The organism is Enterobacter chengduensis (assembly GCF_001984825.2).
Taxonomy (GTDB): domain Bacteria; phylum Pseudomonadota; class Gammaproteobacteria; order Enterobacterales; family Enterobacteriaceae; genus Enterobacter; species Enterobacter chengduensis.
Genome location: NZ_CP043318.1, coordinates 1,415,555 through 1,440,606 on the forward strand (window position 1 = coordinate 1,415,555; position 25,052 = coordinate 1,440,606).

The 25,052-nt window shown below is 59.7% G+C and carries 18 protein-coding genes and 1 pseudogene; 12 read left to right on the forward strand and 7 right to left on the reverse strand.

Annotated features, from left to right (window positions below):
* The first annotated feature begins 964 nt into the window (after positions 1 to 964).
* The 6 genes and pseudogenes from FY206_RS07005 to FY206_RS07030 all read left to right on the forward strand — a co-directional run.
* Positions 965 to 1,546 (forward strand): hypothetical protein, encoded by a 582-nt coding sequence (locus tag FY206_RS07005; protein ID WP_229267708.1) that lies wholly within the window; start codon positions 965 to 967, stop codon positions 1,544 to 1,546.
* 115 nt (positions 1,547 to 1,661) lie between these two features.
* Complete coding sequence (locus FY206_RS07010; RefSeq protein WP_032638725.1) at positions 1,662 to 2,216, forward strand: fimbrial protein; 555 nt, start codon at positions 1,662 to 1,664, stop codon at positions 2,214 to 2,216.
* A gap of 60 nt (positions 2,217 to 2,276) precedes the next feature.
* Entirely contained in the window at positions 2,277 to 2,954 is a 678-nt protein-coding gene (locus FY206_RS07015; RefSeq protein ID WP_032638727.1) for a fimbrial biogenesis chaperone, read from the forward strand.
* Positions 2,955 to 3,126: 172 nt separating this feature from the next.
* On the forward strand, positions 3,127 to 5,490 hold the full coding sequence (locus FY206_RS07020) for a fimbria/pilus outer membrane usher protein (RefSeq protein WP_032638729.1): 2,364 nt from the start codon (positions 3,127 to 3,129) through the stop codon (positions 5,488 to 5,490).
* A 73-nt stretch (positions 5,491 to 5,563) separates the two neighbouring features.
* Complete coding sequence (locus tag FY206_RS07025) at positions 5,564 to 6,547, forward strand: fimbrial protein (protein ID WP_243144152.1); 984 nt, start codon at positions 5,564 to 5,566, stop codon at positions 6,545 to 6,547.
* A 24-nt stretch (positions 6,548 to 6,571) separates the two neighbouring features.
* A pseudogene (locus FY206_RS07030) lies at positions 6,572 to 6,670 on the forward strand (metal ABC transporter permease); the annotation flags it as partial.
* Between the two features lie 21 nt (positions 6,671 to 6,691).
* Here FY206_RS07030 and entD read toward each other — a convergent pair.
* Together entD and FY206_RS07040 are read right to left on the reverse strand one after the other, a co-directional pair.
* On the reverse strand, positions 6,692 to 7,357 hold the full coding sequence (entD, locus tag FY206_RS07035) for an enterobactin synthase subunit EntD (protein ID WP_032638732.1): 666 nt from the start codon (positions 7,355 to 7,357) through the stop codon (positions 6,692 to 6,694).
* Positions 7,358 to 7,837: 480 nt separating this feature from the next.
* The gene (locus FY206_RS07040; RefSeq protein ID WP_032638734.1) at positions 7,838 to 10,087 is read right to left on the reverse strand and encodes a TonB-dependent siderophore receptor; all 2,250 of its coding nucleotides are present in this window, start codon (positions 10,085 to 10,087) and stop codon (positions 7,838 to 7,840) included.
* Between the two features lie 145 nt (positions 10,088 to 10,232).
* Here FY206_RS07040 and fes point away from each other — a divergent pair, with 145 nt between their 5' ends.
* From fes to entF, 3 genes are read left to right on the forward strand one after another with little or no spacing between them, the layout of a single operon-like run.
* Positions 10,233 to 11,429, forward strand: a complete 1,197-nt coding sequence (gene fes, locus FY206_RS07045) for an enterochelin esterase (RefSeq protein WP_032638736.1) — start codon at positions 10,233 to 10,235, stop codon at positions 11,427 to 11,429.
* Between the two features lie 10 nt (positions 11,430 to 11,439).
* The gene (locus FY206_RS07050; RefSeq protein ID WP_032638738.1) at positions 11,440 to 11,652 is read left to right on the forward strand and encodes an MbtH family protein; all 213 of its coding nucleotides are present in this window, start codon (positions 11,440 to 11,442) and stop codon (positions 11,650 to 11,652) included.
* A complete protein-coding gene (gene entF, locus FY206_RS07055) occupies positions 11,649 to 15,506 on the forward strand; it encodes an enterobactin non-ribosomal peptide synthetase EntF (RefSeq protein ID WP_032638740.1) in 3,858 nt (1,285 codons plus the stop codon). The genes FY206_RS07050 and entF overlap by 4 nt, the downstream gene beginning before the upstream one ends.
* 86 nt (positions 15,507 to 15,592) lie before the next feature.
* Here entF and FY206_RS07060 read toward each other — a convergent pair whose 3' ends face one another.
* From FY206_RS07060 to fepD, 4 genes are all read right to left on the reverse strand, one after another.
* Positions 15,593 to 16,735: an IS481 family transposase gene (locus FY206_RS07060; RefSeq protein ID WP_032643811.1), complete on the reverse strand. Its 1,143-nt coding sequence runs from the start codon at positions 16,733 to 16,735 to the stop codon at positions 15,593 to 15,595.
* A gap of 155 nt (positions 16,736 to 16,890) precedes the next feature.
* Positions 16,891 to 17,691 (reverse strand): iron-enterobactin ABC transporter ATP-binding protein, encoded by an 801-nt coding sequence (gene fepC, locus FY206_RS07065; RefSeq protein WP_032638745.1) that lies wholly within the window; start codon positions 17,689 to 17,691, stop codon positions 16,891 to 16,893.
* A complete protein-coding gene (fepG, locus tag FY206_RS07070) occupies positions 17,688 to 18,677 on the reverse strand; it encodes an iron-enterobactin ABC transporter permease (RefSeq protein ID WP_077064588.1) in 990 nt (329 codons plus the stop codon). The genes fepC and fepG overlap by 4 nt, the downstream gene beginning before the upstream one ends.
* A complete protein-coding gene (gene fepD / locus FY206_RS07075; RefSeq protein ID WP_032638749.1) occupies positions 18,677 to 19,681 on the reverse strand; it encodes a Fe(3+)-siderophore ABC transporter permease in 1,005 nt (334 codons plus the stop codon). The genes fepG and fepD overlap by 1 nt, the downstream gene beginning before the upstream one ends.
* 108 nt (positions 19,682 to 19,789) lie before the next feature.
* Here fepD and entS point away from each other — a divergent pair, with 108 nt between their 5' ends.
* The gene (gene entS / locus FY206_RS07080; protein WP_032638751.1) at positions 19,790 to 21,025 is read left to right on the forward strand and encodes an enterobactin transporter EntS; all 1,236 of its coding nucleotides are present in this window, start codon (positions 19,790 to 19,792) and stop codon (positions 21,023 to 21,025) included.
* An 83-nt stretch (positions 21,026 to 21,108) separates the two neighbouring features.
* On the opposite strand, the gene fepB is transcribed toward entS, so the two are convergent.
* Positions 21,109 to 22,068, reverse strand: a complete 960-nt coding sequence (gene fepB, locus FY206_RS07085; protein ID WP_032638753.1) for a Fe2+-enterobactin ABC transporter substrate-binding protein — start codon at positions 22,066 to 22,068, stop codon at positions 21,109 to 21,111.
* Positions 22,069 to 22,254: 186 nt separating this feature from the next.
* Between fepB and entC the strand changes: the two genes are divergently transcribed.
* The gene (gene entC, locus FY206_RS07090) at positions 22,255 to 23,430 is read left to right on the forward strand and encodes an isochorismate synthase EntC (protein WP_032638756.1); all 1,176 of its coding nucleotides are present in this window, start codon (positions 22,255 to 22,257) and stop codon (positions 23,428 to 23,430) included.
* A 9-nt stretch (positions 23,431 to 23,439) separates the two neighbouring features.
* Positions 23,440 to 25,050 (forward strand): (2,3-dihydroxybenzoyl)adenylate synthase EntE, encoded by a 1,611-nt coding sequence (entE, locus tag FY206_RS07095; RefSeq protein ID WP_032638758.1) that lies wholly within the window; start codon positions 23,440 to 23,442, stop codon positions 25,048 to 25,050.
* The last annotated feature ends 2 nt before the right edge of the window (positions 25,051 to 25,052 follow it).

Sequence of the window (25,052 nt, forward strand, 5' to 3'; positions counted from 1 at the left end):
ATTTGCGGCGAGAAAATTGATCTGGGAGTGGTTAATAACTCAAATTATTGATTTTATTTATTTAAATGTGGTTTTTGGAACTGCCTGGAATGTTTCAATGTAAAGAATGTTCAGTGTTTGTCAGTTTTCATTTGGGAAAATCGCAAAAGATGTCATGAAAAATCCTAATTTAACCCTATTAAGACTAGGTTTAACAGGGGTGGGATATCTTTGTAACTTATTGATTATAAAATAATGTTTATTTTTTGTAGGTTTTATTGCTAATTATTCGTTAATTTTAGATAAACATATTGATGTGAAATTTTTGTTTCTAGATGCGGTAATAAAAAACATAAATGAAACATTTGTGTTTTTAAACTTAAAAAATCAAATTAAGTGGTTTTTTGTATCGCATTTAATGTTTTTGTAGTTTTTTGCTTTGATAAATTAGTCTCATTGTCACATTTTCTTCATTTTAATAACATTTCAGTGCATTAGATGAACACCGAAATCCTTTCGAATGGAGAAGGCGCCGACATGGAAATGAGAACGATAAACTTCTAAGGAGTCTTTGTGCCTTTTGTCTCTGACGAGCTTCTGTATGGATACACGATTTTTCATCATCTTGAGTACCGGCTTTCAACAAGAACGCTTATCAATATCAAGAATGGACGTATTAAAAGATTCGGCATGACGAAAGCAAGACTGTTCGAGTATCTCCTGGCGGGGATGGATAACGAAATTGTCTATGATAATGACATCATCATACACGTGTTTGATGATTATGGACTACGGTGCTCGAAACCCTATTTGTTGTCCATGATGAAGAAAATCCAGAATGCATTTAATACCGTGGGCTTTGAACGATATCCTTTTACAAGAATCTATGGGAAAGCGTACAAAATCGACTGTGGTTCGTTAGAACGGATATATGTTGTAAAACCTTCTTCACATTGACGATGATAAATTTCATAAGGAATGAGTTTTGACGGCGCTATTAGTTTTTTCAAGAAACTTTGCCATGAGGCAGGCAATTAAAACATTGAACTTAGCCAATAGAGAAATATTTTATTTTGACAATCGGCTGGAGTTCTTAGTAAGCGCGACCATTCTGGATAAATCTTACATTCTCATCGATACCATAGGAGAAAGTAGCGAGAATATCCGATGGCTCTATTATCGCCTTGCGGCAAGGGGATTAATGCGCCTTACCTATTTTATTGCGCCAGAGGACAATGCGGAGAACGGCTTTTTAAAATTCTTCCGCCTTGTTACTACGCTTAAGGATCTCAAGCAGCTGTGCGAGCGCGCCTCTAAACATCAGGCGAATGAAAACCCCTGCGTATTAAAAGACGTGCTGTATCAGAGGCTGTCGACGCGACTGTCGGACGACCATTTGAACTTTCTCCTGAAAGTTTATGATAAGACGACGAGCCAGTGTCGAATTAAAAATAAATACGAAATTAATAAAAATTACTATGTTAGAAATCGACTGGCGTTAGGCAATGGTCTGGAGATGAAACAACTTATTTTACTTTTATCATCGCAAAGCCTGAGATGCTCATAACGATATAACGTCTATTTATTGACTTAAACGAACATAAATTTAGCGGTCCAGTTCCGCTCTTCCTGCGCAACAGTGAACGTTGCGCAGATACCTTCAATCCTAAGGATATATAGCTATGCAAATGAAGTTAAACAGTGTCATTCGAAATATGGTCGTGGCAGCAGCCGTTTCTGGAATAACCTTTGCCGCCAGCGCAGCCGATGGACAGATCAACTTTACAGGCACCATTCTGGATTCAGCCTGTACGATTGATACCAATACGGCGAACCAGACCGTTAACCTTGGCAAAATTCCAAAGAGCTCGTTCAACGCGGCCGGGGCCGTTGCTGCCGCAACTCGCTTTAGCATTGTGTTGAATAACTGCCCTGCGGCCGTCACTTCTGCCTCCGTTAAGTTTGACGGCACGGCGGACAGTAGCGACACCAATATTCTTGCGCTGAACAGCGGTCAAACGGCGAAAGGCGTCGGCGTGGCGTTCTATGAAGAAGACGGCATCACCGCAATCCCGCTGGCGACCCAGTCTAAGAGCATCACGCTTGACACCAGCACAGGCGAAGACCCTGCTAACAGCAACAAGATGACCTTCGTGGCTAAATATAAGGCAACGCAGGCTGCCGTGGTTGCGGGTACGGCAAACGCAACGTCAGATTTTACCATTACCTATCAGTAATAAGCCGGGCGTACCCAGGGTACGCCCCATTGTTTCCTGCCGGAATATCGTGGAAGTACGATGAGTCAACTTATTCGAACGATTGTATTATTAGGCGCTTGCCTGCTCTCCCAGCCGGGCCAGGCCAGCATAACCGTTGGCGGAACGCGCTTAATTTATAATGGAGCTGAAAACGAAGCCTCACTACCTGTGAGTAACAGTAAGGATGCTGTCCCTTATTTAATTCAGTCATGGATTGAATTAAGCGAAAACTCGAAGGAGCAGGTTCCTTTTATCGTCACGCCACCGCTGTTCCGCCTCGACGGTGGTCATGAAAATACGCTGCGGGTCATTTATACCGGCGAGACGTCGCTGCCTGAAAACCGAGAGTCTGTATTTTGGCTTAACGTAAAATCAATTCCCTCAATGACCCGGTCAGATGAGAACAGGCTGCTTATTGCCGTTAAGACGCGCATGAAGCTTTTCTACCGGCCTGCGTCTCTGGCGTCGGAAAATGCGGGTGAGGCATGGACGCGATTGGCGTTTGAACCGCACGGCGAACGCCTGGTGATTAATAATCCGACGCCGTTCTACGTTTCTCTTTATTCATTAACGGTTGGCAATAAAACGATTGCGCAGCCGCCAATGATTTCACCCTTTAGTTCAGAAACGGTGGCCGGCAGTGGAAAGCAGGTGGCCTGGAAAGCCATAAATGATTTTGGTGGCGTAACAGCAGAAAAGCGCCAGATGCTGAAATAAAAAATATTAACAACACGCTATGTCACTCGCGCAGGTAAGCAAAGTGAATATTGTTTCTTATTCTCGATATGGTTTTTTCTCTGGCTCGTGGCCTCACCGCGTAAGTCGACTCTCGACGATAGCGCTTTTTATTTCGGGCGTTTTTCCCGCAGGCGCGGGCGAACTCTATTTTATGGCTGATGCGCTTGAAAAAATACACTCGACTTCCCAGGGCATCGATCTGGGCCGCTTCGAGCGCGGAGAGCAGTTACCCGGCACCTACAGGGTAGAAATTTGGCTTAATGAAAATTATATCCGAACGGAAAATATCTCTTTTGTTCCTGTAAACGGCATCGGGCTGGCGCCGGAACTTAATCGCAGAGAGCTTGAGTCGCTCGGCGTCAGGGTCAAAGCATTTCCTGAATTAGCCATGCTGCCGGTCGAGACGATTATTACCGACCCCGGCGCATTCATACCGGACGCTACCGCCCGGCTGGATTTTGACAGGCAGAGGCTGGATATCTCTATCCCTCAATCGGCGCTCAACGCGCGCGCGCGCGGCACCGTTGATCCGTCACTCTGGAACCAGGGCATTTCTGCGCTGCTGGTCAATTACAGCATCAACGGGTCGCGCAGCTGGAGCCGGGACGGTGAGGCGCAGGATCAGCTTTATACCAACCTGCAAAGCGGTATTAACGCGGGACCGTGGCGCCTGCGCAACTACAGCACCGTGACCAAGAACAACGGAAAACAGTCGTTTTCATCACTGAATACGACCCTGAGCCGCGACGTCCAGTTTTTGAGGGGGCAGTTCCAGGTGGGGGAAACCAGTACCCCGGGCGACGTGTTTGACAGCGTGATGTTTCGCGGTGCGCAGATTTTTTCTGATGACACCATGCTGCCGGAAAGCATGCGCGGCTTCGCTCCTGTCATTCGAGGGATCGCCCGCACCAACGCCACGGTCACCGTGAAGCAAAACGGCTACACGGTCTATCAAACCTACGTGGCGCCCGGCAGCTTTGAAATTCGCGATCTCTATCCTACCTCGGCGAGCGGCGATCTGGAGATTGTCGTCACCGAAGCCGACGGCAGCGTCCAGCATTTCGTGCAGCCATTCTCTGCGGTTCCCGTCATGCTGCGGGAAGGCCGCGTGAAGTATGCGCTGAGCGCAGGGGAGTATCGAACAACGAAGCATGGCGCGGAAACCCCCTCATTTGGCCTGGGCACGCTGGCCTATGGCCTCTCCAATCATCTCACGCTGTACGGTGGCGTTTTGGGGGCGAGCAACTATGCGTCCGGCGTGCTCGGTACGGGTCTCAGCTTTGGCGACATTGGCTCGCTGTCGGCAGACGTTACCGTTGCCGACAGCCAACTTGATGATGAGAAAAAACGCCGCAGCCGCGGGCAGTCCTATCGCGTGCAGTATTCGAAAACGGTGGCCACGACCGATACCACCGTGACGCTCGCCAGCTATCGCTACTCTACGGAAGGGTTTTATACCTTCCAGGAAGTGAATGAATTTAGCAGCCAGCGCTACAACAAGCGAAGCCGACTGCAGCTGAACCTCAGTCAGTCGCTGCAAAGCTGGGGGAACTTTTATATTTCAGCATACCAGCAGGACTACTGGAGCAGGCAGGGCTATGAGCGCAACGTCAGCACCGGCTTTAACACCAGTATTCGCGATATCAATTACTCGCTCGGCTACACCTATAGCGAAACGCCGGGCAAAGACCGTAAGGACCAGATTCTGGCCTTTAGCCTGCAGGTGCCGCTGAGCAAATGGCTACCGCAAAGCTGGGCCAGCTACAGCGTGAATATGCAAAAGAACGGTTCTGAAACACATCAGGTGGGGCTGAGCGGCACCGCGCTTGCCGATAACAATCTGAGCTACCTGGTCCAGCAGGGCTATACCTCGTCGGGCGGGGAGTCGAGAAGCGCCGTGAGTGGAACCTATAAGGGCGGCTACGGCACCGTGAGCGTAGGTTACAACCATAGCCGACAGAATAGCCAGCTGAACTTCGGCCTGCAGGGGGGGATCGTGGGTCATGAACACGGCGTGACCTTCTCGCAGCCGCTGGGAGATACCGTTGTGCTGCTGGAGGCGCAGGGCGCGCCCGGCGTAAGGGTACGCAACAACCCCGGCGTTAGAACGGACTGGCGCGGCTACGCGGTGGTGCCCTATGCCAGCGCCTACCAGGAAAACCGGATTGCGATAGACACCGGCTCGCTGGGACCGGACGTGGATGTGGCCGAATCCGTGGTCAACGTTGTGCCGACGCGTGGTGCCGTGGTGCGCGCCACATTCAACGCGCGAACGGGGTACAGGGCCTTGATAACGCTCCTGTATCAAAACTCGCCGGTGCCCTTTGGCGCAATGGTAAAGCTTAACCAAAGCGACACGATGAGCATTGTGGGAAGCGATGGCGAGGTTTATATGAGCGGCCTGAATGATGGGGACACTATCACGGTAAGGTGGGGGGCGAAAACCTGCCGCGCCAAAATAACCTTGAACGCCTTACCGGGGAAAATTCAGCGTACCACCGCGGCATGCCGTTAAATTTCTCATGGCCTCGATGCGCATGATGACTTTGGCGAGAGAAGGCCTACGCCTCACCTAAATGAAGGAACTTATGATGTCCACCGTAATGAAAATCGCGACGGCTGCAGTGGGAAGCGCTATATCTCTGAATGCTTTTGCGCTGTGTTCTGCAAACGACGTCGCGGTGAACGTTGATCGGAATATTGTCGTTCAGCGGGATGCGCCCGTTGGAACGGTTTTAGCGACGATAACCACCGTTAACCCCATGACGTGTGATCCTGAGGGCCAGCAAATTGGATATGATGGCTCGTGGTTTATTCAGCTCTCGGGGACGAATGCGGATTATGGCGCCTCGCCGCTGGCGAACGTGCGGGCGACGGAGGTTCCAGGCATCGGCATCCGCTTGAAGAACTTTTCCAGCACCACGCAAAGCAGCGAGTTTGTCACCCGGATGAACCTCAATAATGCGAGCTGGAGGCGAGGGATCCTCCAGAATGGCGTATCAACGTTCACGGATACCTTCGAGCTGATTAAAACCAGCACTACCCCCGCGACGGGCTCAATACCGGCGCTGACGCTAAATATGGAATACAGCACGCCGGTCAGTAATAACATTAAACGCCTGCCGCTTTATAAATATATCTTTTCGCCGATGAACATCAGCACTGCATCCTGTCAGATTCAGGATAAAAATTTGAATATCAATATGGGGATTGCGCTGTTGCCGAAGTTTAACGGCGTCGGCAGCACCCAGAATCCGGTAACGTTTTCCATCCCGCTTATTTGTGGTGAACAGACCGCGGTGAATGTAACGCTGGATAACGTCAGCCCGCTTGCCGATGCTGCCAACGGCGTCCTGGGGTTAAACAGTAGCTCGACGGCAAAAGGCCTGGGCATTCAGCTGAAATATAATGATTCGCCCGTGCAGTTCGGCAAGCTTATTAAATACGGCACGACGACTTCGCCAGGGGAAGTTGTCAATATTCCCTTTAAGGCCGCGTATTACATGACCTCAGCGAATGCGCAATCGGGTTCGGTGAGCGCCACGGCGTCGTTTACCATGACCTATCGTTAACGCTTTATTTGAAATGGCCTCGCATCCGGTCTGTTCTGCGCGGTCCCCACTGAATACCTGAAAGATAACAGCCGAATCAAGCAGGATACGTTTATGGGGAACATTTTTTCCGGCAGGTTCGGTACCCGTTGGTGGTGATCAGCGTTAAGGCACGCCGACAGGAGAGTGTGGCAGCAGGGTGATGGCCTGTTCGCCGTGCTGTTGCCAGTAAAGTGTGAAGACGGTGCCTTTGACATAGCCCGCGCGTTGACGGGTCAACGCCAGCGTAAGTGACTTATCGTCGAGCTGTGTGACGCTAGCGCTGTCAAAACCCATCCATGAGCGCACCTGCGGGAAGAGGGCCTTAAACAAACTCTCCTTTGCGCTAAACGCCAGCGTCAGCGCCAGCGCATAGGGGTAGCCCGACCGCGTCAGGCACATCGCTTCCTGCGCATCAATGATGCCGTCCTGGATTTCTCGGGCTTCATGGTCTGGAAGAACGGCTTCGCAATCAATACCCACCAGCGCATCTGGATGATGGACGACAACCGCCATCGCCTGCGTGCCGCTGTGGGTGATGCTTCCTGAAAATCCCTCCGGCCAGAGCGGTTCGCCGGAGGGGCCTATGCCGGGCACGGCGTGGTCAGGCAAGGCGTGCGCGGCGGCGATGCGGCCTGCAAGATGCTCGGCTTTGCGTTTGCGTCCGGCGTTTGAAAGCTCAGCGTGGTGGGGGAGCCAGAGGAGATCCGCGTCAGTGAAGGTGGTGGGATCGAAGGTGACGCGGTGGATGGTGCGATCGGCGAGGATGAACGTGCTGTGGGTGGTGTGCATGGTTTCCCCTTTTTCAACGAATAGTGCGGCCTGATGCTCTCACCCCGGCCCTCTCCCACAGGGCTGAGGAATCCCCACAAAGTTATACCTGCACGGACGACCCCCTCTCCCTGGAGGGAGAGGGCTGGGGTGAGGGGGAACATACGGCTGTGGTGGTCATTCCGTTCACGTTATGTTTCTTGCTACTCTGTAACGACACGACCGGTGAACGTGCCAGGGTGGCTCAATCGCCACCTCGCGGTACCTTCGGCTTTTTCCTTCCGGCTTGTCGGGGACGGGCGGAGGAAACGTCCCTTTAAAGCCGCCCTCTCGGCGCATCCATGCGCCTCGCCCCGGCCTACAGAAAACGCCTCAGCGATTTACAGCCGGACCAGGGCATCGCTGTAAGTTATTCATTTATCTGAAGCAATGTTCATCGCTTCAAGAAAAATTACTGGGGATCCCTCAGCCCACAGGGAGAGGGGGAAGTCACTGCCAGTATCAGAATCTTGTATTCACGCTCATATACCACGTGCGGCCCGGCTCATTATACGTATACGCCCCCGCACCATACATATACGCGCCGGTGGTAGCATTCCCGGTCGTCTGGGCATTACCCGCGCGCCACTGGCGCTTGTCGAAGACGTTGTCCACGCCGCCGGTCAGGCTGACGTTTTTGGTCATGTCCCAGGTCGCGCTCAGGCCAACGATGCTGTACGGGCTGACTTCGTCTTTCTCAGACCCGGTCACAGGCTGACCTTTGTAGTTGTATTTCTTCGGCTGCTGCTTGCCGTACCAGGTAAAGGTCGACTGGAGCGACACGTCCTGATGCACCTGCCAGCTCAGGGTCGAGTTCAGCGTGTACTCCGGGATGATCGACAGACGATCGCCGGTCTCCTTGTTCTTGCTCTGCAGCATGTAGGTGATGTTGTTAGTCCAGTTGATGGTGTCGCTGACCGGCACGTTCAGGGAGCCTTCCAGCCCTTCGACCACCGCTTTCGGCACGTTTTCCCACTGGTAGATATCCGTCTGCACCTTACCGGAAGAGGTGTGGCCAATCGGCGCGTAGCCCGCTTCAATCTTGTCGCGGTAGTCGTTGCGGAACCAGGTCACGCCCGCCAGCCAGCCGTCGCGCTTCCACTCCAGACCAATCTCTTTGTTGATGCTGGTTTCCGCCTTCAGGTCGTCGTTGCCCATCATGTAGCAGCCCACGCCGTCGGAGCTGGCGTAGCAGCCCTGGCCTTTGCTGTAGAGCAGGTAGTTCGGGTTGGTCTGGTACAGGCTCGGCGCTTTGTAGGCGCGCGCGATACCCATCTTCAGCGTGAAGTCATCCCCCAGGCCCTGCGACAGGTTCAGGGACGGGCTCCAGTTGTTGCCGACGATGGTGTGGTGGTCGAAGCGCAGGGCCGGGGTCAGCATGGTGCTGTCGGTCAGCTCCATGTTGTTCTCGGCGAACAGGGAGACGATCTCCGCCGAGGTGTACGGGCTGCGGTCGTTGCTCATGCCCGGAATGGCGCCGCCCTGCTGGGTCTGCGTAAAGGAGGTCGAGTCCTTCATGCGCTGCTGGTTCCATTCGGTGCCCAGGGTCAGGTTCTGGTTGACGAGAAAATCAATCGGCAGGTTGATTTCGCTGTGCAGCATCACGTCGGCCAGATCGGTGTCGGTGAATTTATTGCTGTTGAACAGGCCTTCCAGTCCGCCCGCCAGCCCTTCGCCCAGACGGGAGTTGCGGGTGTGTTCGTACTGCGCCCAGCTGCTGGTGGTGATGCCGTTATCCCAGCCGCCGTTCCAGGTCACCGCGAAGTTCTGACGATAAATACGGTTGGTCTCTTTGCCGTAGTTCTTCTTCACCAGACCGCTGGAGCTGTTGTCGTTGTTGGTGTTCTGGGTATCACCCGCGTAGAGGTTATTCTGACGGCTGTAGCCCGCCTCAAATTCCAGCGACTGCATTGGCGCGAAGTCCCAGCGCACCACGCCGTTGATGTCTTTATTTTCCACACCCTCACGGCCTGCCGGCAGCGTGTCGGCGTAGGCACCGGTACGATCGGACTGGTGACCCTGGTTGATGTCCCACGCGTCGGCCTGGGTTTTGTCAAGATTGCCGAACATGCGGAAGCTGAAGTCGCCGCCCAGAGGGCCGCTCAGGCTGAAGTTGGTGCGTTTGGTGGAACCTTCGTCCTTGTGCTCCGGCGCGTTCAGGTAGGTGTTCCAGGAGCCGTGCCACTGGTCGTCGAATTTTTTGGTGATGATGTTGACCACGCCGCCTGCCGCACCGTTGCCATAGCGCGCGGCGGCAGGACCGCGGATCACTTCGATGCGTTCGATCATCTCCGGCGGCACCCAGCCGGTATCGCCGCGCGTATCGCGCTCGCCGCGCCAGCCGAGACGGATGGAGTTACGGCTGGTGACCGGCTTGCCGTCGATCAGGATCAGCGTGTTTTCTGGCCCCATGCCGCGGATATCAATCTGACGGTTGTTCCCGCGCTGGCCGCTGGTGGAGTTCCCGGTCAGGTTAACGCCCGGCATGGTGCGGATGATTTCCGCCACGTCGCGCGCGGGCGGGTTTTTACGGATCTCATCGGCGGTGATGGTTGATACGCCCGGCGCCTGCAGATTCTGCTCGGCGGCGGTAATCACCATCGTGTCTTCGTGCTGTGCAGAGGCGGCGTTGTCGGCTGCCATGGCGGGCAGCGCGACGCCATAAATCCCTAAATTGACCAGCCAGGCCAGAGAGTGAATCTTCTTATTCATTGTACGTCCCGCTTTTATGGTTATTTATGAACGCGCTTCCCACAGCGCGGGCAATACGCTATTGCAAATGCAAATAGTTATCAATAATATTATCAATAAAATTTGTCCTGAGACAAAAAAGTCTGTTAAACATGAGGTTATAAGGGTGACGGCGTTAACAACGGGAAGTGAAGCGTGGTGGCAGTCGAAAAACGGGCCGGAATGGAAGCCTGAAAAGGGAAAATATCGCGTCACGTTCTGGTGGCGAGACCCGAAAGGAACGCAAGATTCGTCACCGATCGAACGCGTATGGCTCTACGTTACCGGCGTGACCGATCACCACCAAAATGCCCGCCCGCAGTCCCTCGAACGCATTCCCGATACCGACGTCTGGCAGTGGCAGGGCGAGTTCAGCCCCGAGTGGCGCGGGAGCTACTGTTTTATCCCTTCCGTGAATGAAAATGATTTTGCCAGCGTCGTGTTTGAAGGCGCGCAGCCGGACCGCATGGCGCTGCGCGAAGGCTGGCGCAAGCTGCTGCCGCACGCGGTTTCCGACCCGCTGAATCCGCAGAGCTGGCGCGGCGGGCGCGGCCATGCCGTTTCCGCGCTGGAGATGCCGCAAGCGCCGGTTCAGCCGGGCTGGAATCATCCCGATACGCCCCACGGCGCGCCGGTCTGCATCGATTGGGACAGCGCACGCCTGAAAAATCGCCGCCGCGTCTGGATTTTTACCACCGGGGACGACAATCCCGAGCGCCCGCTGGCGGTGCTGCTCGACGGCCAGTTCTGGGCCGAAAGCATGCCGGTCTGGCCCGCGCTGGCGTCGCTCACCGCCGAGCGCCAGCTGCCCCCTGCGGTTTACGTATTAATCGACGCGATCGACACAGAACATCGCAGCCGCGAGCTGCCCTGCAACCCCGAGTTCTGGCTGGCGGTGCAGGAAGAGCTTCTCCCCCGCGTAAAAAATCTCGCGCCATTTAGCGACCGCGCCGACCTTACCGTGGTGGCGGGCCAGAGCTTTGGCGGCCTCTCGTCTCTTTATGCTGGCCTCAACTGGCCGCAGCGCTTTGGCTGCGTGCTCAGCCAGTCCGGCTCGTACTGGTGGCCGCACCGCGGTGGGCAGCAGGAGGGGATGCTCATCGGGCAGCTTAAAGCGGGTGAAAAAACCGCACGCGGACTGCGCATCGTTCTTGAAGCCGGGCGCAACGAACCGCTTATCTTCCGCGCAAACCAGGCGATTTACGCCGAACTGCACGCGCAGCAGGTTTACTGGCGTCAGGTTGACGGCGGACACGACGCGCTGTGCTGGCGCGGTGGGCTGACGCAGGGGCTGATGACCCTCTGGCAGCCGTTCATTCACTAACGGAGTCTGTATGGAATTCAGCAATCCTTTCGATAATCCGCAGGGACAGTTTGCCATTTTGCAAAACGACCGGGGGCAGTACAGCCTGTGGCCGCAGCAGTGCGGGCTACCGGCAGGCTGGCGCGCGGTGTGCGAAGCGCAGTCTCTGGAGGCGTGCCAGCAGTGGCTGGCCGGGCACTGGCAAACGCTTGAACCGTCTCATTTTGCGGGGGAGATCGCATGAACCGTCTTCCTCTCGTCGCCGCCCAGCCGGGCATCTGGATGGCGGAACAGCTGTCCACGCTGCCCAACGCCTGGAGCGTGGCGCACTACACCGCGCTGAAAGGGGATATCGACGCGCCGCTGCTGGCAAAGGCCATTGCCGCTGGCATGATGCAGGCCGATACCCTGCGGATGCGTTTTGCCGAAGATAACGGTGAGGTGTGGCAGTGGGTGGATGACGCCGTCATGCTGCCGGCGCCGTCCGTTGTTTGCGTAGATTCCCACGCCGCCGCCGTGGCGCTGATGGAATCCGATCTTAACCAGAACCTGCGCGTCGACAGCGGTCAGCCGCTGGCGTTTCACCAGCTGATTCAGGTCGGTGAAAACCACTGGTACTGGTATCAGCGCTATCACCATCTGGTGGTGGATGGCTTCAGCTTCCCGGCCATTACCCGCCAGATCGCCGCAATTTACGCCGCATGGAAGAAGGGCGACCCTACGCCTGAATCCCCGTTTACGCCGTTTGCCGAGGTGGTGGAAGAGTATCAGCGCTATCGCGACAGCGAGGCGTACCGGCGCGACGGCGCCTTCTGGGCCGAGCAGCGCAAGCGGCTGCCTTCGCCGGTCTCGCTCTCCTCCGCGCCGCTGCCGGGACGCGCCGCTACCACCGATATTTTGCGCCTGAAGATTGCCGCCGACGGCCTCGCCTTTAGCCAGCTTGCTCAGGCGGCAGGACAGGTGCAGCGCACCGATCTGGCGCTTGCGCTGGTGGCGCTGTGGCTGGGCCGCCTGACCGGGCGGCTGGACTACGCCGCCGGGTTTATCTTTATGCGCCGCATGGGTTCCGCGGCGCTCACCGCGACCGGGCCGGTGCTCAACGTCCTGCCGCTGGCGGTCAGTATCGATCCGCAGGAGAACCTCCCGGCGCTGGCGCTGCGCCTGGCAAACCAGCTGAAAAAAATGCGCCGCCACCAGCGCTACGACGCCGAGCAGATCGTGCGCGACGGCGGGAAAGCGGCGGGCGACGAAGCGCTGTTTGGCCCGGTGCTGAACGTCAAGGTGTTCGATTATCAGCTGGATATCGACGGCGTGGAGGCCATTACCCACACGCTGGCAACCGGCCCGGTGAACGATCTGGAGCTGGCGCTGTTCCCGGACGAGCAGGGCGGATTGAGCATAGAGGTCCTCGCCAATAAGCAGCGTTACGATGAAGCGACGCTTTCCCGTCACGTGGCGCGCCTGAACGCGATGCTGATGCAGATTGCGGCCAACCCGGACCTGCGCTGCGGCGAGGTGGAAACGGTATCTGAGCAGGAATACGCGCAGCTGGCGCGCATCAACGATACCGGGCTGGCGCTGCCGTCCACCACGCTGGCGGATAGGGTGGCGGAGCAGGCGAGCAGGACGCCGGACGCCCCCGCGCTGGCGGACGCGCACATCGAGCTGAACTACCGCCAGATGCGCGAGCAGGTGGTCGCGCTGGCAAACCTGCTGCGCGAGCGCGGCGTGAAGCCGGGTGACAGCGTGGCGGTTGCCCTCCCGCGTTCGGTATTCCTGACGCTGGCCCTGCACGGCATTGTGGAAGCCGGCGCCGCGTGGCTGCCGCTCGACACCGGCTACCCGGACGACCGCCTGCGGATGATGCTGGAGGACGCGAAGCCCTCCCTGCTGATTACCACCGACGAGCAGCTTCCGCGCTTTAGCGATCTGTCGATTACGACGTTTAGTTACAACACACTGTTACCGACCGCGGGTGCTGAACCGCTGCGGCTGGCGAAGCCGGAGCAGACGGCGTACATCATCTTTACCTCGGGTTCGACGGGCCGCCCGAAAGGGGTCATGGTGGGGCATACCGCCATCGTCAACCGCCTGATGTGGATGCAGGATCGCTATCCGCTGAATGCGAGCGACGTGGTGGCGCAGAAAACGCCGTGCAGCTTTGACGTGTCGGTATGGGAGTTCTGGTGGCCGTTTATCGCCGGGGCGAAGCTGGTGATGGCCGAGCCGGACGCGCACCGCGATCCGCAGGCGATGCAGAGCTTCTTCGCCCGCTACGGCGTGACCACCACCCACTTCGTGCCGTCGATGCTGGCGGCGTTTGTCGCCTCGCTGACGCCGGAAAACGTCGACTGCTGCAGGACGCTTAAGCAGGTGTTCTGCAGCGGCGAAGCGCTGCCGACCGAACTGTGCCGCGAGTGGGAACAGCTCACCCGCGTGCCGCTGCATAACCTCTATGGCCCGACCGAAGCGGCGGTGGACGTCAGCTGGTATCCGGCTTACGGCCCCGAGCTGGCGGCGGTGGAAGGCAATAGCGTGCCGATCGGCTTCCCGGTGTGGAACACGGGGCTGCGCATTCTGGATGCCATGATGCGCCCGGTGCCGTTCGGCGTGGCGGGCGATCTCTACCTCACCGGCATTCAGCTGGCGCAGGGGTATCTGGGACGTCCGGACCTCACCGCCAGCCGCTTTATCGCCGACCCGTTTGCCCCCGGCGAGCGGATGTACCGCACAGGTGACGTTGCCCGCTGGCTGGATAACGGCGCGGTGGAATATCTGGGCCGCAGCGATGACCAGCTGAAAATTCGCGGCCAGCGCATCGAGCTGGGTGAAATCGACCGGGCGATGCTTGCCCTGCCGGACGTAGCCCAGGCCGTGGCGCATGCCTGCGTCTTCAACCAGGCAGCGGCAACGGGGGGCGATGCCCGCCAGCTGGTGGGATACGTTGTCTCCGAATCCGGCTTACCGCTGGATCGCGTCGCGCTGCTGGAATTGCTGAAGGCGCAGCTGCCGCCGCATATGGTGCCGGTGGTGCTGCTGCAAATCAGCGCGCTGCCGCTCAGCGCGAACGGCAAGCTCGACCGCAAGGCGCTGCCGCTGCCGGAGCTGACCGGTAAAACGTCAGGACGCGCGCCACAAACGGACACCGAAATCGCCGTGGCGCAGGCGTTCGCCGCGCTGCTGGGCTGCGAGGTGAACGATATCGAAGCCGACTTCTTTGCCCTCGGCGGCCACTCGCTGCTGGCGATGCGCCTGGCGGCGCAGCTTAGCCGCGCGTTTGACCGCAAGGTGACGCCGGGGCTGATTATGGTCGCCTCGACGGTGAACAAGCTCGGCGCGCTGCTGGACTCGCAGATGAGCGATGAACAGGCGCAGCGTCTGGGGTATGAAACGCTTCTGCCGCTGCGTCAAAGCCATGGCCCAACGCTGTTCTGCTTCCATCCGGCGTCCGGCTTTGCCTGGCAGTTCAGCGTGCTGGCGCGCTACCTCGGCCCGCGCTGGTCCATTATGGGCATTCAGTCACCGCGTCCGGAGGGGCCGATGCAGCAGTGTGCGGACCTGGACGGGGTGATCGAACATCACCTGAAAACGCTGCGCGCGCGGCAGCCGCAGGGGCCGTACTACCTGTTCGGCTACTCCCTCGGCGGCACGCTGGCGCAGGGGATCGCCGCCCGCCTGCGCGAGCAGGGTGAAGAGGTTAAATTCCTCGGCCTGCTGGATACCTGGCCGCCGGAAACCCAGAACTGGTCAGAGAAAGAGGCCAACGGCCTCGACCCGGCAGTGCTGGCTGAAATCGAGCGCGAGCGTCAGGCGTTTATCGCCGCCCAGCAGGGGCAGGGCTCAAGCGAGCTGTTTAACGCGATTGAAGGCAACTACGCCGACGCGGTGCGGCTGCTCACCACGGCGCACAGCGCGCGCTTTGACGGTAAGGCGACGCTGTTTGTCGCCGAGCGCACGCGAACGATGGATCCGCAGGCCGCCTGGGCGCCGTGGGTGGCAGAGCTTGAGGTGTACAGCCAGGACTGCGCCCACGTGGACATCATTTCACCGCAGGCGTTTGAGAAGATTGGGCCGGTGTTGAGGGAGATTTTGGGATAACGTTAAAACCCCCTCATCCCAGCCCTCTCCCCATGTACGGTCCGGGGACATGGTAGACAGGTGTTCGGGGACATGGTGAACACTTTTTAACATCCTTTACCCATGGTGATCGACTTTTTCTTCAGGTCGATCACCCCCACTTTCGTGCTGTACCACCACACTTCATAGCAGCCATCCTCCTGCGTCTCCTTCAGCCCCACCCGTTCTCCCCTGAACGCCTTTCCTGCATTCAGACTGGCTCCCTGTAAGCTCAGCTTCCCGCTGATATCCACTTTCCTGACCAGCACACCTTCATCGTATTCCGGGGGCGTCACGCTGCTGCTGTACTGCCGCGCAGACGGCTGATAGCGTGAGGCCGGGACCGCCATATCCAGCGCCTCGTGCGGGCGTTCAAGGTTATAGACCGTCCGCCAGTGGTCAAAGGCACGCTGCAGCTCGCCGCTGTCCGCGAACCATTTCCCCTGCAGCACTTCCGCCTTCAGGCTGCGGTGAAAACGCTCCAGCTTGCCCTGCGTCTGCGGATGATATGGCCGGGAGTGACCCACCTTAATACCCAGACGCATCAGCCACAGCTCCAGCGCCGTCCAGATGCCGGTTGTGTCGCCCCACGGTGAGCCGTTATCCATCGTCATCCGGTCCGGCAGGCCGTAGCGTTCAAAGACGCTGACCAGCTGTTGCTGCACGGTCTCACGCCGTTCATCGGTACAGTGTGTGAGGCACAGGGAAAAACGGGAGTGGTCGTCGAGCAGGGTGAGCGGATGGCAGCGGCCGCCGCCAAAGGGGAAGTGCCCCTTAAAATCCATCTGCCAGAGCCGGTTCGGGGCGTCATGTTCGAACCGTCCGGTGGCCGGAATACCCGGAGCCGTGCCGGGCAGCAGGCCGTGACGGGCCATCAGGTTATGGACAGTGCTGAAGGCAGGCATACGGTGTCCCTGGTCTTCCAGCCAGCGCTTAATCTTGCGGGCGCCCCAGCGTTCATGACGGTCATGGGCCATGCGCAGCAGGGCGGTGACGTCGTCAGACGAGCGGTTGGGGGAATGATGCGGCGTGCGGGGGCGGTCCTGCAGGCCGGGTTCGCCCTCGACAGCCCAGCGCTGAAGCCACTTGTAGCCGGTAGCAGGTGAAATGCCGTAGCGGCGGCAGAGGGAACGGATGTTCGCCCCGTCCTGCGAGGCGAACAAAACAAACTCGGTACGTAATGACATGGTATCTCTCGCATCCCACGGCATAAGCGACTCCATAAACGGGTTCTTATGCCTTAGTTGTAAGTGTCTACCATGTCCCCGAACAAGTGTTCACTATGTCCCCGGACTGTACACCCCAGAGGGGAGAGGGTGTAATCGTCCCCTCTCCCCTTTGGGGAGAGGGTCAGGGTGAGGGGACATCAAACCGCACGCTTGCCCAGCGGCACCACCAGCGGCGTACCCGCCACCGGATCGTCGATAATCATGCAGCGCATGCCGTAGATCCGCGCGATCAGATCCGGCGTGACAATCTCTTTCGGCGCGCCCTGCGCCACAATCTCCCCGTCGCGCAAGGCAATCAGGTGCGTGGCGTAGCGGCACGCCTGGTTTAAATCGTGCAGCACCGCCGCCAGCGTATACCCCTGCGTGCGGTTCAGCTCGCTCAGCAGCTCCAGCAGGTCTATCTGATGGCTGATGTCGAGCCAGGTTGTCGGCTCGTCCAGCAGCATGATCGACGTTTCCTGCGCCAGCACCATCGCAATCCACGCGCGCTGACGCTGTCCGCCGGAGAGGGTGTCTACGCTTTGCAACGCAAGGTCGGTGATGCCCGTCGCCTGCATCGCGCGGTTCACCGCCTCGTCGTCCTCTTTGCGCCAGCGGGTAAACAGCGGCTGGTGCGGGTAGCGCCCGCGTGCAACCAGTTCCTGCACCGTGATGTCCCCCGGCGTGGTGGCGTTTTGTGCCAGCAATCCGATGCGCCTGGCCACCTCTTTGCTGGCGAAGCGCTGGATCTGCTCCCCGTCCAGAAACACGCTCCCTTCAACCGGCGTCATCAGGCGGCTCAGCGTGCGCAGCAGGGTCGACTTCCCGCAGCCGTTCGGGCCGATAATCGCCGTGAAGTGGCCGTCCGGAACAGTGACGGATAAGTCACGGGCAATGATTTTTTTGCCGTAGCCAAGGGTAAGGTTTTCGCCGCGCAAGCGGGTGGTTGTGTCTGTCATTTCTTGCGTGACTCCTGAACGAGCAAGACGATGAGGTAAATCCCGCCGAGGCTGACGGTTACCACGCCCACCGGCAGTTGATAAGGCATAAACAGCCGCTGGGCGCAGAGGTCGGCGGCCAGCAGCAATAACGACCCGCACAGCGCCGCCTGGGCGAGTCCCCAGCGCGCGGTGCCGCTAAGCCGCCGCGCGATGTGCGGGGCGACGAGAGCAATAAAGGAGATTGGCCCGGCAATCGCGGTGGAGGCCGCGGTCAGCAGTACGGCGACCAGCATCAGCATCAGGCGCGAGCGCTCAACGCTTACCCCCAGCGCGCAGGCGCTGTCGTCGCCCATCTCCAGCAGGCGCATGCGCCGCACCAGCAGCAGCGCGCCGATAAACATCAGCAAAATCAGCGGCGCGGCGGGCCAGGTTTTGCCCCACGTCAGGCCGTTGAGGGAACCGGCGTACCACAATCCGGCGGAGAGCGCGGTGTCCAGCGAGGCCTGCAGCAGAAGCCAGGTGTTAAAGGCCATCAGCATCGCGCGGATGCCGATCCCGATGATGATCAGACGGAAGGTGTCGATACCGTTGCGCCAGGCCAGCAGCCAGATCAGTAAGGACGTCAGAATGCCGCCCGCCATTGCCGTAAAGGTAACGGCCGTCAGGTGCTGACCAAACAGCACCATCGCCACCAGCACGCCGCTCCAGGCCCCGGTATTGAGGCCCATCACGTCCGGGCTGCCGAGCGGGTTGCGCATCAGCGACTGGAATATCGCACCGCTCACGCCGAGCGCCGCGCCCACCAGAATCGCCATCGCCACGCGCGGCAGTCGCCATTCGGTGACCACCAGGGTGATATTGCGCGGCGCGCTGCCCGTAAGGGCGTGAAAGATCTGCCCGAAATCAAGCGTTACCGCGCCGCTGCGCAGGCTCCAGACCGCCAGCAGCAGAATGGCAATGCTCAGCAGCGAGACGCTGGTGATTAAGCGACGGGACGGAGCCATCATGCGCCACCTCCGCGTTTACGGCGGACCAGGAATATCAGCACCGGCGCGCCGATAAAGGCGCTGACCACCGAGACGCGCAGCTCGCCGGGCACCAGCAGGCGCCCCAGCACGTCGGCAAGCAGCAGCAGGGCCGGGGTTGCCAGCAGCGCGACCGGGAGCGACCAGCGGTGATCCGCTCCCACCAGCCAGCGTGCCATATGCGGCATCATCAGGCCGATAAAGGCGATTGGCCCGACCACGGCGGTCGCGCTGCCGCACAGGACGGTGATGGCGAGCAGGCCAATGAGCTGCGTGCGGGCTACCCGGTTGCCGAGAGCGGTGGCGGTGTCGCTGCCGAGGCTCAGGCTGTTGAGCGCCCGGCTTAAAAGCAGCGCCACGGCGGCGGCGATGATAACCGGAAGCGCCACCACTTTTAAGGTTTCAAGGGTGCGGATGTCCAGCGAGCCTGCCTGCCAGAAGCGCAGCTGGTCGTAAACGTCCGGGTTGAGCAGGGCGATGCCGTTGGATAGGCCTTCCAGCACCGCCGCGAGCGCCACGCCCGCCAGCGTCAGGCGTACCGGACTTAGCTGACCGCCGCCCCGGCTGCCGGTAAACGCCACCACCAGCGATGCGGCCAGCGCGCCGCAAAAGGCCATCACCAGCTGCTCGGACGGAGAGGTGAAGCCGAACAGCGCCGCGCCGAGCACGATGGCAAAGCTGGCGCCAGAGTTGACGCCGAGAATGCCGGGGTCCGCCAGCGGGTTGCGGGTGAGGGTTTGCATCAGGGCACCGGCAAGGCCGAGCGCGCCGCCGGCCAGCAGCCCGGCGAGCGTGCGCGGCAGCCGGGCGTCGAGCACGATGACGCAGTCGGCGCTCTGGCAGGTACCGGAGAGTGCATCAACGATAGCGGACGCGGGCAGCGGCTTCGCGCCGACCAGCAGGCTGAGCGCAACCGCAAGGATTAACAGCAGCAATAAAACGGGCACGGCAATGGCGCGCACCGAAAAAGGGGAAAACGACATAGCAACATCCATGAATTGATAATGATAGTGATTATCGTTATCTATCTTGTTTGGCTATGTTAGCATGTGCGCCCATGGAATGGGTAGAATTACACTCAAGGCTTTGTCATGAATCAAAAATCCTGGCTGCTCAACCTCAGCCTGCTCAAAACGCACCCGGCCTATCGCGCCGTGTTTATCGCACGCTTTATCTCCATTTTGTCCCTCGGGCTGCTCGGTGTGGCCGTGCCGGTCCAGATCCAGGCCATGACGCACTCCAGCTGGCTGGTGGGCTTATCCGTCACCTTAACCGGCGGGGCGATGTTTATCGGCCTGATGGTCGGCGGCGTGCTGGCGGATCGCTACGAGCGTAAAAGGCTGATCCTGCTGGCGCGCGGCACCTGCGGCGTGGGCTTTATCGGGCTGTGCCTGAACGCGATGCTGCCGGAGCCGTCGCTGATCGCGATTTATGCCCTGGGGCTGTGGGACGGCTTTTTTGCCTCGCTGGGCGTGACGGCGCTGCTGGCGGCCACCCCCGCGCTGGTCGGGCGTGAAAACCTGATGCAGGCGGGGGCGATCACCATGCTCACCGTGCGCCTCGGCTCGGTGATTTCGCCGATGGTGGGCGGCCTGCTGCTGGCGACCGGCAACGTGGCGTGGAACTACGGCCTGGCGGCAGCGGGGACCTTCATTACCACGCTGACGCTGCTGCGCCTGCCGCTGCTGCCGCCTCCGCCGCAGCCGCGCGAGCATCCGCTTAAGTCCCTGATGGCGGCCATTGGTTTTCTGTTCAGCAACCGGCTGATTGGCGGCATTGCGCTGCTCGGCGGCCTGCTGACCATGGCGAGCGCCGTGCGCGTGCTCTACCCGGCGCTGGCGGGCGAGTGGCGGATGAGCGCCTCGGAGATCGGCATTCTCTACGCCGCTATTCCGCTCGGCGCGGCGTGCGGGGCGCTGACCAGCGGCAACCTGGCGCAGAGCGCGCGTCCGGGGCTGATTATGCTGCTTGCCACGCTGGCCTCGTTTATCGCCGTGGGTTTCTTTAGCCTGATGCCGGTGTGGGCGCTGGGGGTGATGTGTCTGGTGATTTTCGGCTGGCTGAGCGCCATCAGCTCACTGTTGCAGTACACCCTGATCCAGACCCAGACGCCGGAAGGGATGCTCGGGCGCATCAACGGCCTGTGGACCGCGCAGAACGTCACGGGGGATGCCATCGGTGCAGCGATCCTCGGCGGGCTGGGGGCGATAATGAGCCCGGCGGCATCGGCGAGCAGCAGCGGTTTCGTATTGGCGATTATTGGCGTGATTTTATTGGCGACGCTGGCGGAATTGCGTCGGTTCAGGAAGGAGAGTGCTCCGGCGTGATTTGCCGGGTGGCGGCTGCGCCTTACCCGGCCTACATTTTGCACCCGTAGGCCCGGTAAGCGAAGCGCCACCGGGCGCAGTTATTACCTGAAAATTGCCTCCAAACGCTGCAACACCAACATCGCGCTGTAATAATCCAGGCGGAACGTCTCCGTGCCCAATGCCCACACGCGCTTGTTCTGCACCGCAGGCAAATGCGCCAGCAGCGGGTTGGCGTAAATCGCCGCCACGTCTTTCTCGTCACCGGCAAACACGAACAGCCCTTCGCCGTTCAGCCCCGTCGCCAGGTTTTCTCCACCCAGCTGAATAATGTCGTGGCGTTTCCCCTGGCTTTGGGAGGTGTGCAGCCCGGCGGGCAGCTCCGCCAGCGTAAAGCCCAGCTGGTGCAGCAGCTTGCCCTGCGCGGATTCGGCGGTCCACAGGTTGGCGGAATGCGCGGCGGCGGTGTAGACGATGGCGTTGACCGGCTGCGGCGGCAGCGTCATCTGCTGTTTCACCTGGGCGAGCCGTTTATCAAATGCGGCTATGCGCCCGGCGGCCTGTTTTTCCTGTCCGGTGAGGGTGCCCAGCTGGGTCAGCAGCGCCTGCCAGCTCTTGTCGTCGTAGTTGATGATAAGCGTGGGGGCGATGGCGGAGAGCTGATCGTACAGCGCCAGCGCCGAATCCCCGCCGGTGGCGCTGATTAAAATCAGATCCGGCATTTGGGCGGCCACCGCCTCTGCGCTGGGTTCACCAATGTACAGCCGCGCCACCTTGCGCTGTTTTGCAATATCCCCCCACTGGCGCAGGAAGCCCTGCGCATCCGCAACGCGGTTGTTCGGCGTGGTCGCGCCGCTGGCGATGACCGGTGCGTCAATCGCCAGCAGGGAGCCGGTTAAGGTTACGCTGGTCGAGACAATGCGCGTCGGTTTGCTCTCAAGCGTGTGCACGCCGCGGCTGTCGGTCACCTGACGCGGCCAGTCGGCGGCAGCGGCTGAGGCAAGTCCTAAAACAAAAAGTCCAGGTAAAAGCAGGGTATTACGGAAAAGAGCGGGGAATTTCACAGCGCACATCCTGTTTCTGTTGAAGATAATGCTTCTCATTTTCATGGTTGCGGCAACGGGATGCAAGCGTTTGTCGCAGAAGTTGTTTGCCCGACGGTTGACAGCGGGGCGCTGTGGGATTAGGTTAGCCGACGAAAATATAAATGATAATCATTATTGCTTCTTTTATCGTTTGTGGAGGATGATATGGACACGTCCCTGGCTGAGGAAGTTCAGCACGCCGCGACCACGCTGCCGTCAGACAGCTTTTTCTTTATGTCGCCTTACCGCAGTTTTACCACGTCCGGCTGTTTTGCTCGCTTCAGTGAACCCGCCGTCGGCGGCGACGATCCGATGGGTCACTTCCAGCAGAAATTAGCCCAGGCTTTCCGAAATGCAAAAGCCAGCGGTATTGCTCACCCGGTGATGGTGGGAGCCATTCCCTTTGATACCCGCAAGCCGTCGTCGCTGTTTATTCCGCAGCGCTGGCAGAGCTTTTCCCGTCCTGCACGACAGCAGTCCGCGCGCTATTTTTCCGGCCTGCAGGCGCTGAAGGTGGAACAACGCACCGAGATCCCGCCGCAGCCCGTGTTCGAAGAGATGGTTGCTCGCGCGGCGTCGCTCACCGCCACGCCGCAGGTCAACAAGGTGGTGCTGTCGCGCCTGATTGATATCGCGACCGACAAAAAGCTGGACAGCGGTGCCCTGATGGAGCGCCTGATCGCCCAGAACCCGGCGAGCTTCAACTTCCACGTGCCGCTGGAGGACGGGGGCGTGCTGCTGGGCGCCAGCCCGGAACTGCTGCTGCGCAAAGAGGGCGCGCATTTTAGCTCGCTGCCGCTGGCAGGCTCCGCGCGCCGCCAGCCGGACGACGTGCTGGATCGCGAGGCGGGCAACAAGCTGCTGGCGTCCGAAAAAGATCGCCACGAGCACGACCTGGTCACTCAGGCGATGAAGGCCATTCTGGCGCCGCGCAGCCATCACCTGAGCATGCCGTCTTCTCCGCAGCTCATCACCACCCCGACGCTGTGGCACCTGGCGACGCCGGTAGAAGGCGAGGCGCGTGAAAACGAAAACGCCCTGACGCTGGCCTGCCTGCTGCACCCGACCCCGGCGCTGAGCGGCTTCCCGCATCAGGCGGCGAAGGAGCTGATTGCCGAGCTGGAGCCGTTCGACCGCGAGCTGTTCGGCGGCATCGTCGGCTGGTGCGACAGCGAAGGCAACGGCGAGTGGGTGGTCACCATCCGCTGCGCGCGTCTGCATAAAAATACCGTTCGCCTGTTTGCCGGCGCGGGCATCGTGCCCGCCTCCTCGCCGGTGGGCGAGTGGCGCGAGACGGGCGTGAAGCTCTCCACCATGCTCAACGTGTTTGGCCTGCACTAAGGAAGACTGATGACCATTCCCTTCACCCGCTGGCCTGAGGATTTTGCCCGCCGCTATCGTGAAAAAGGCTACTGGCAGGATCGGCCGCTGACCCACATCCTGACGGATCGTGCGGACAGCGACGCGGTGGCGATTATCGACGGCGAGCGTCACATTACCTACCGCGCCTTTAATCAGGCGGTGAACAACCTCGCGTACGTGCTCCAGGCGCAGGGGCTGCACCGCGGCGAGACCGCGCTGGTACAGCTCGGCAACGTGGCCGAGTTCTACATCACCTTCTTTGCGCTGCTGCAAATTGGCGTCGCGCCGGTCAACGCGCTCTTTAGCCACCAGCGCAGCGAGCTGAACGCCTACGCCGAGCAGATCAAGCCCGCCGTGCTGATTGCCGATCGCGACCACGCGCTGTTTGCGGGCAATGATTTCCTCAACGCCTTCGTAGATGACCACCGCTCGGTACGCGTCGTACTCCTGCGCGGCGATAGGGGCGAACACGCCCTGGAGGCGGCAATTGCGCGCCCGGCGGACAGCGTTATCCCGAACCCGACGCCCGCCGACGAAGTGGCGTTCTTCCAGCTCTCCGGCGGCAGCACCGGCACGCCGAAGCTTATTCCGCGCACGCACAACGATTACGACTACAGCATCCGCCGCAGCAACGAGATCTGCGGTATTACCGCGCATACCCGCTATCTGAACGCGCTGCCCGCGGCGCATAACTACGCCATGAGCTCGCCGGGATCGCTCGGGGTCTTCACCGCGGGCGGCTGCGTGGTGCTGGCGAACGATCCGAGCGCCACGCTCTGCTTCCCGCTGATCGAACGGCATCAGATTACCGTCACCTCGCTGGTTCCCCCGGCGGTGAGCCTGTGGCTGCAGGCGATTGCCGACGGCGCGGGGAGCGCGCAGCTTGCCTCCCTGACGCTGCTTCAGGTGGGCGGCGCGCGGCTGTCCGCCACGCTCGCGGCGCGCATTCCGGCCGAAATTGGCTGCCAGCTGCAGCAGGTGTTCGGCATGGCGGAAGGGCTGGTGAACTACACCGCCCTCGACGACGCGCCGGAACGCATCATCCATACCCAGGGGCGTCCGATGTGTCCGGACGACGAAGTGTGGGTGGCGGACGAGCAAGGCAACCCGCTGCCGCGCGGGGAGGTCGGGCGTCTGATGACGCGCGGGCCGTACACCTTCCGCGGCTATTTCAACAGCCCGGAGCACAACGCCAGCGCCTTCGACGCCGACGGTTTTTACTGCTCCGGCGATCTGATCGCCATCGACGAGCAGGGCTACATCACCGTGCAGGGGCGCGAGAAGGATCAGATCAACCGCGGCGGCGAGAAGATCGCGGCTGAAGAGATCGAGAACCTGCTGCTGCGCCACGAGTCGGTGATCCACGCCGCGCTGGTGAGCATGGAGGACAGCCTGCTGGGCGAAAAGAGCTGCGCGTATCTGGTGGTGAAACAGCCCCTGCGCGCGGTGGAGGTGCGCCGCTTCCTGCGCGAGCAGGGCGTTGCCGAATTTAAGCTGCCTGACCGCGTGGAGAGCGTGGATGCGCTTCCGCTGACGCCGGTCGGCAAAGTCGATAAGAAACAGTTGCGCCTGTGGCTGGCTGAACGCGCCCGGGGCTGAGG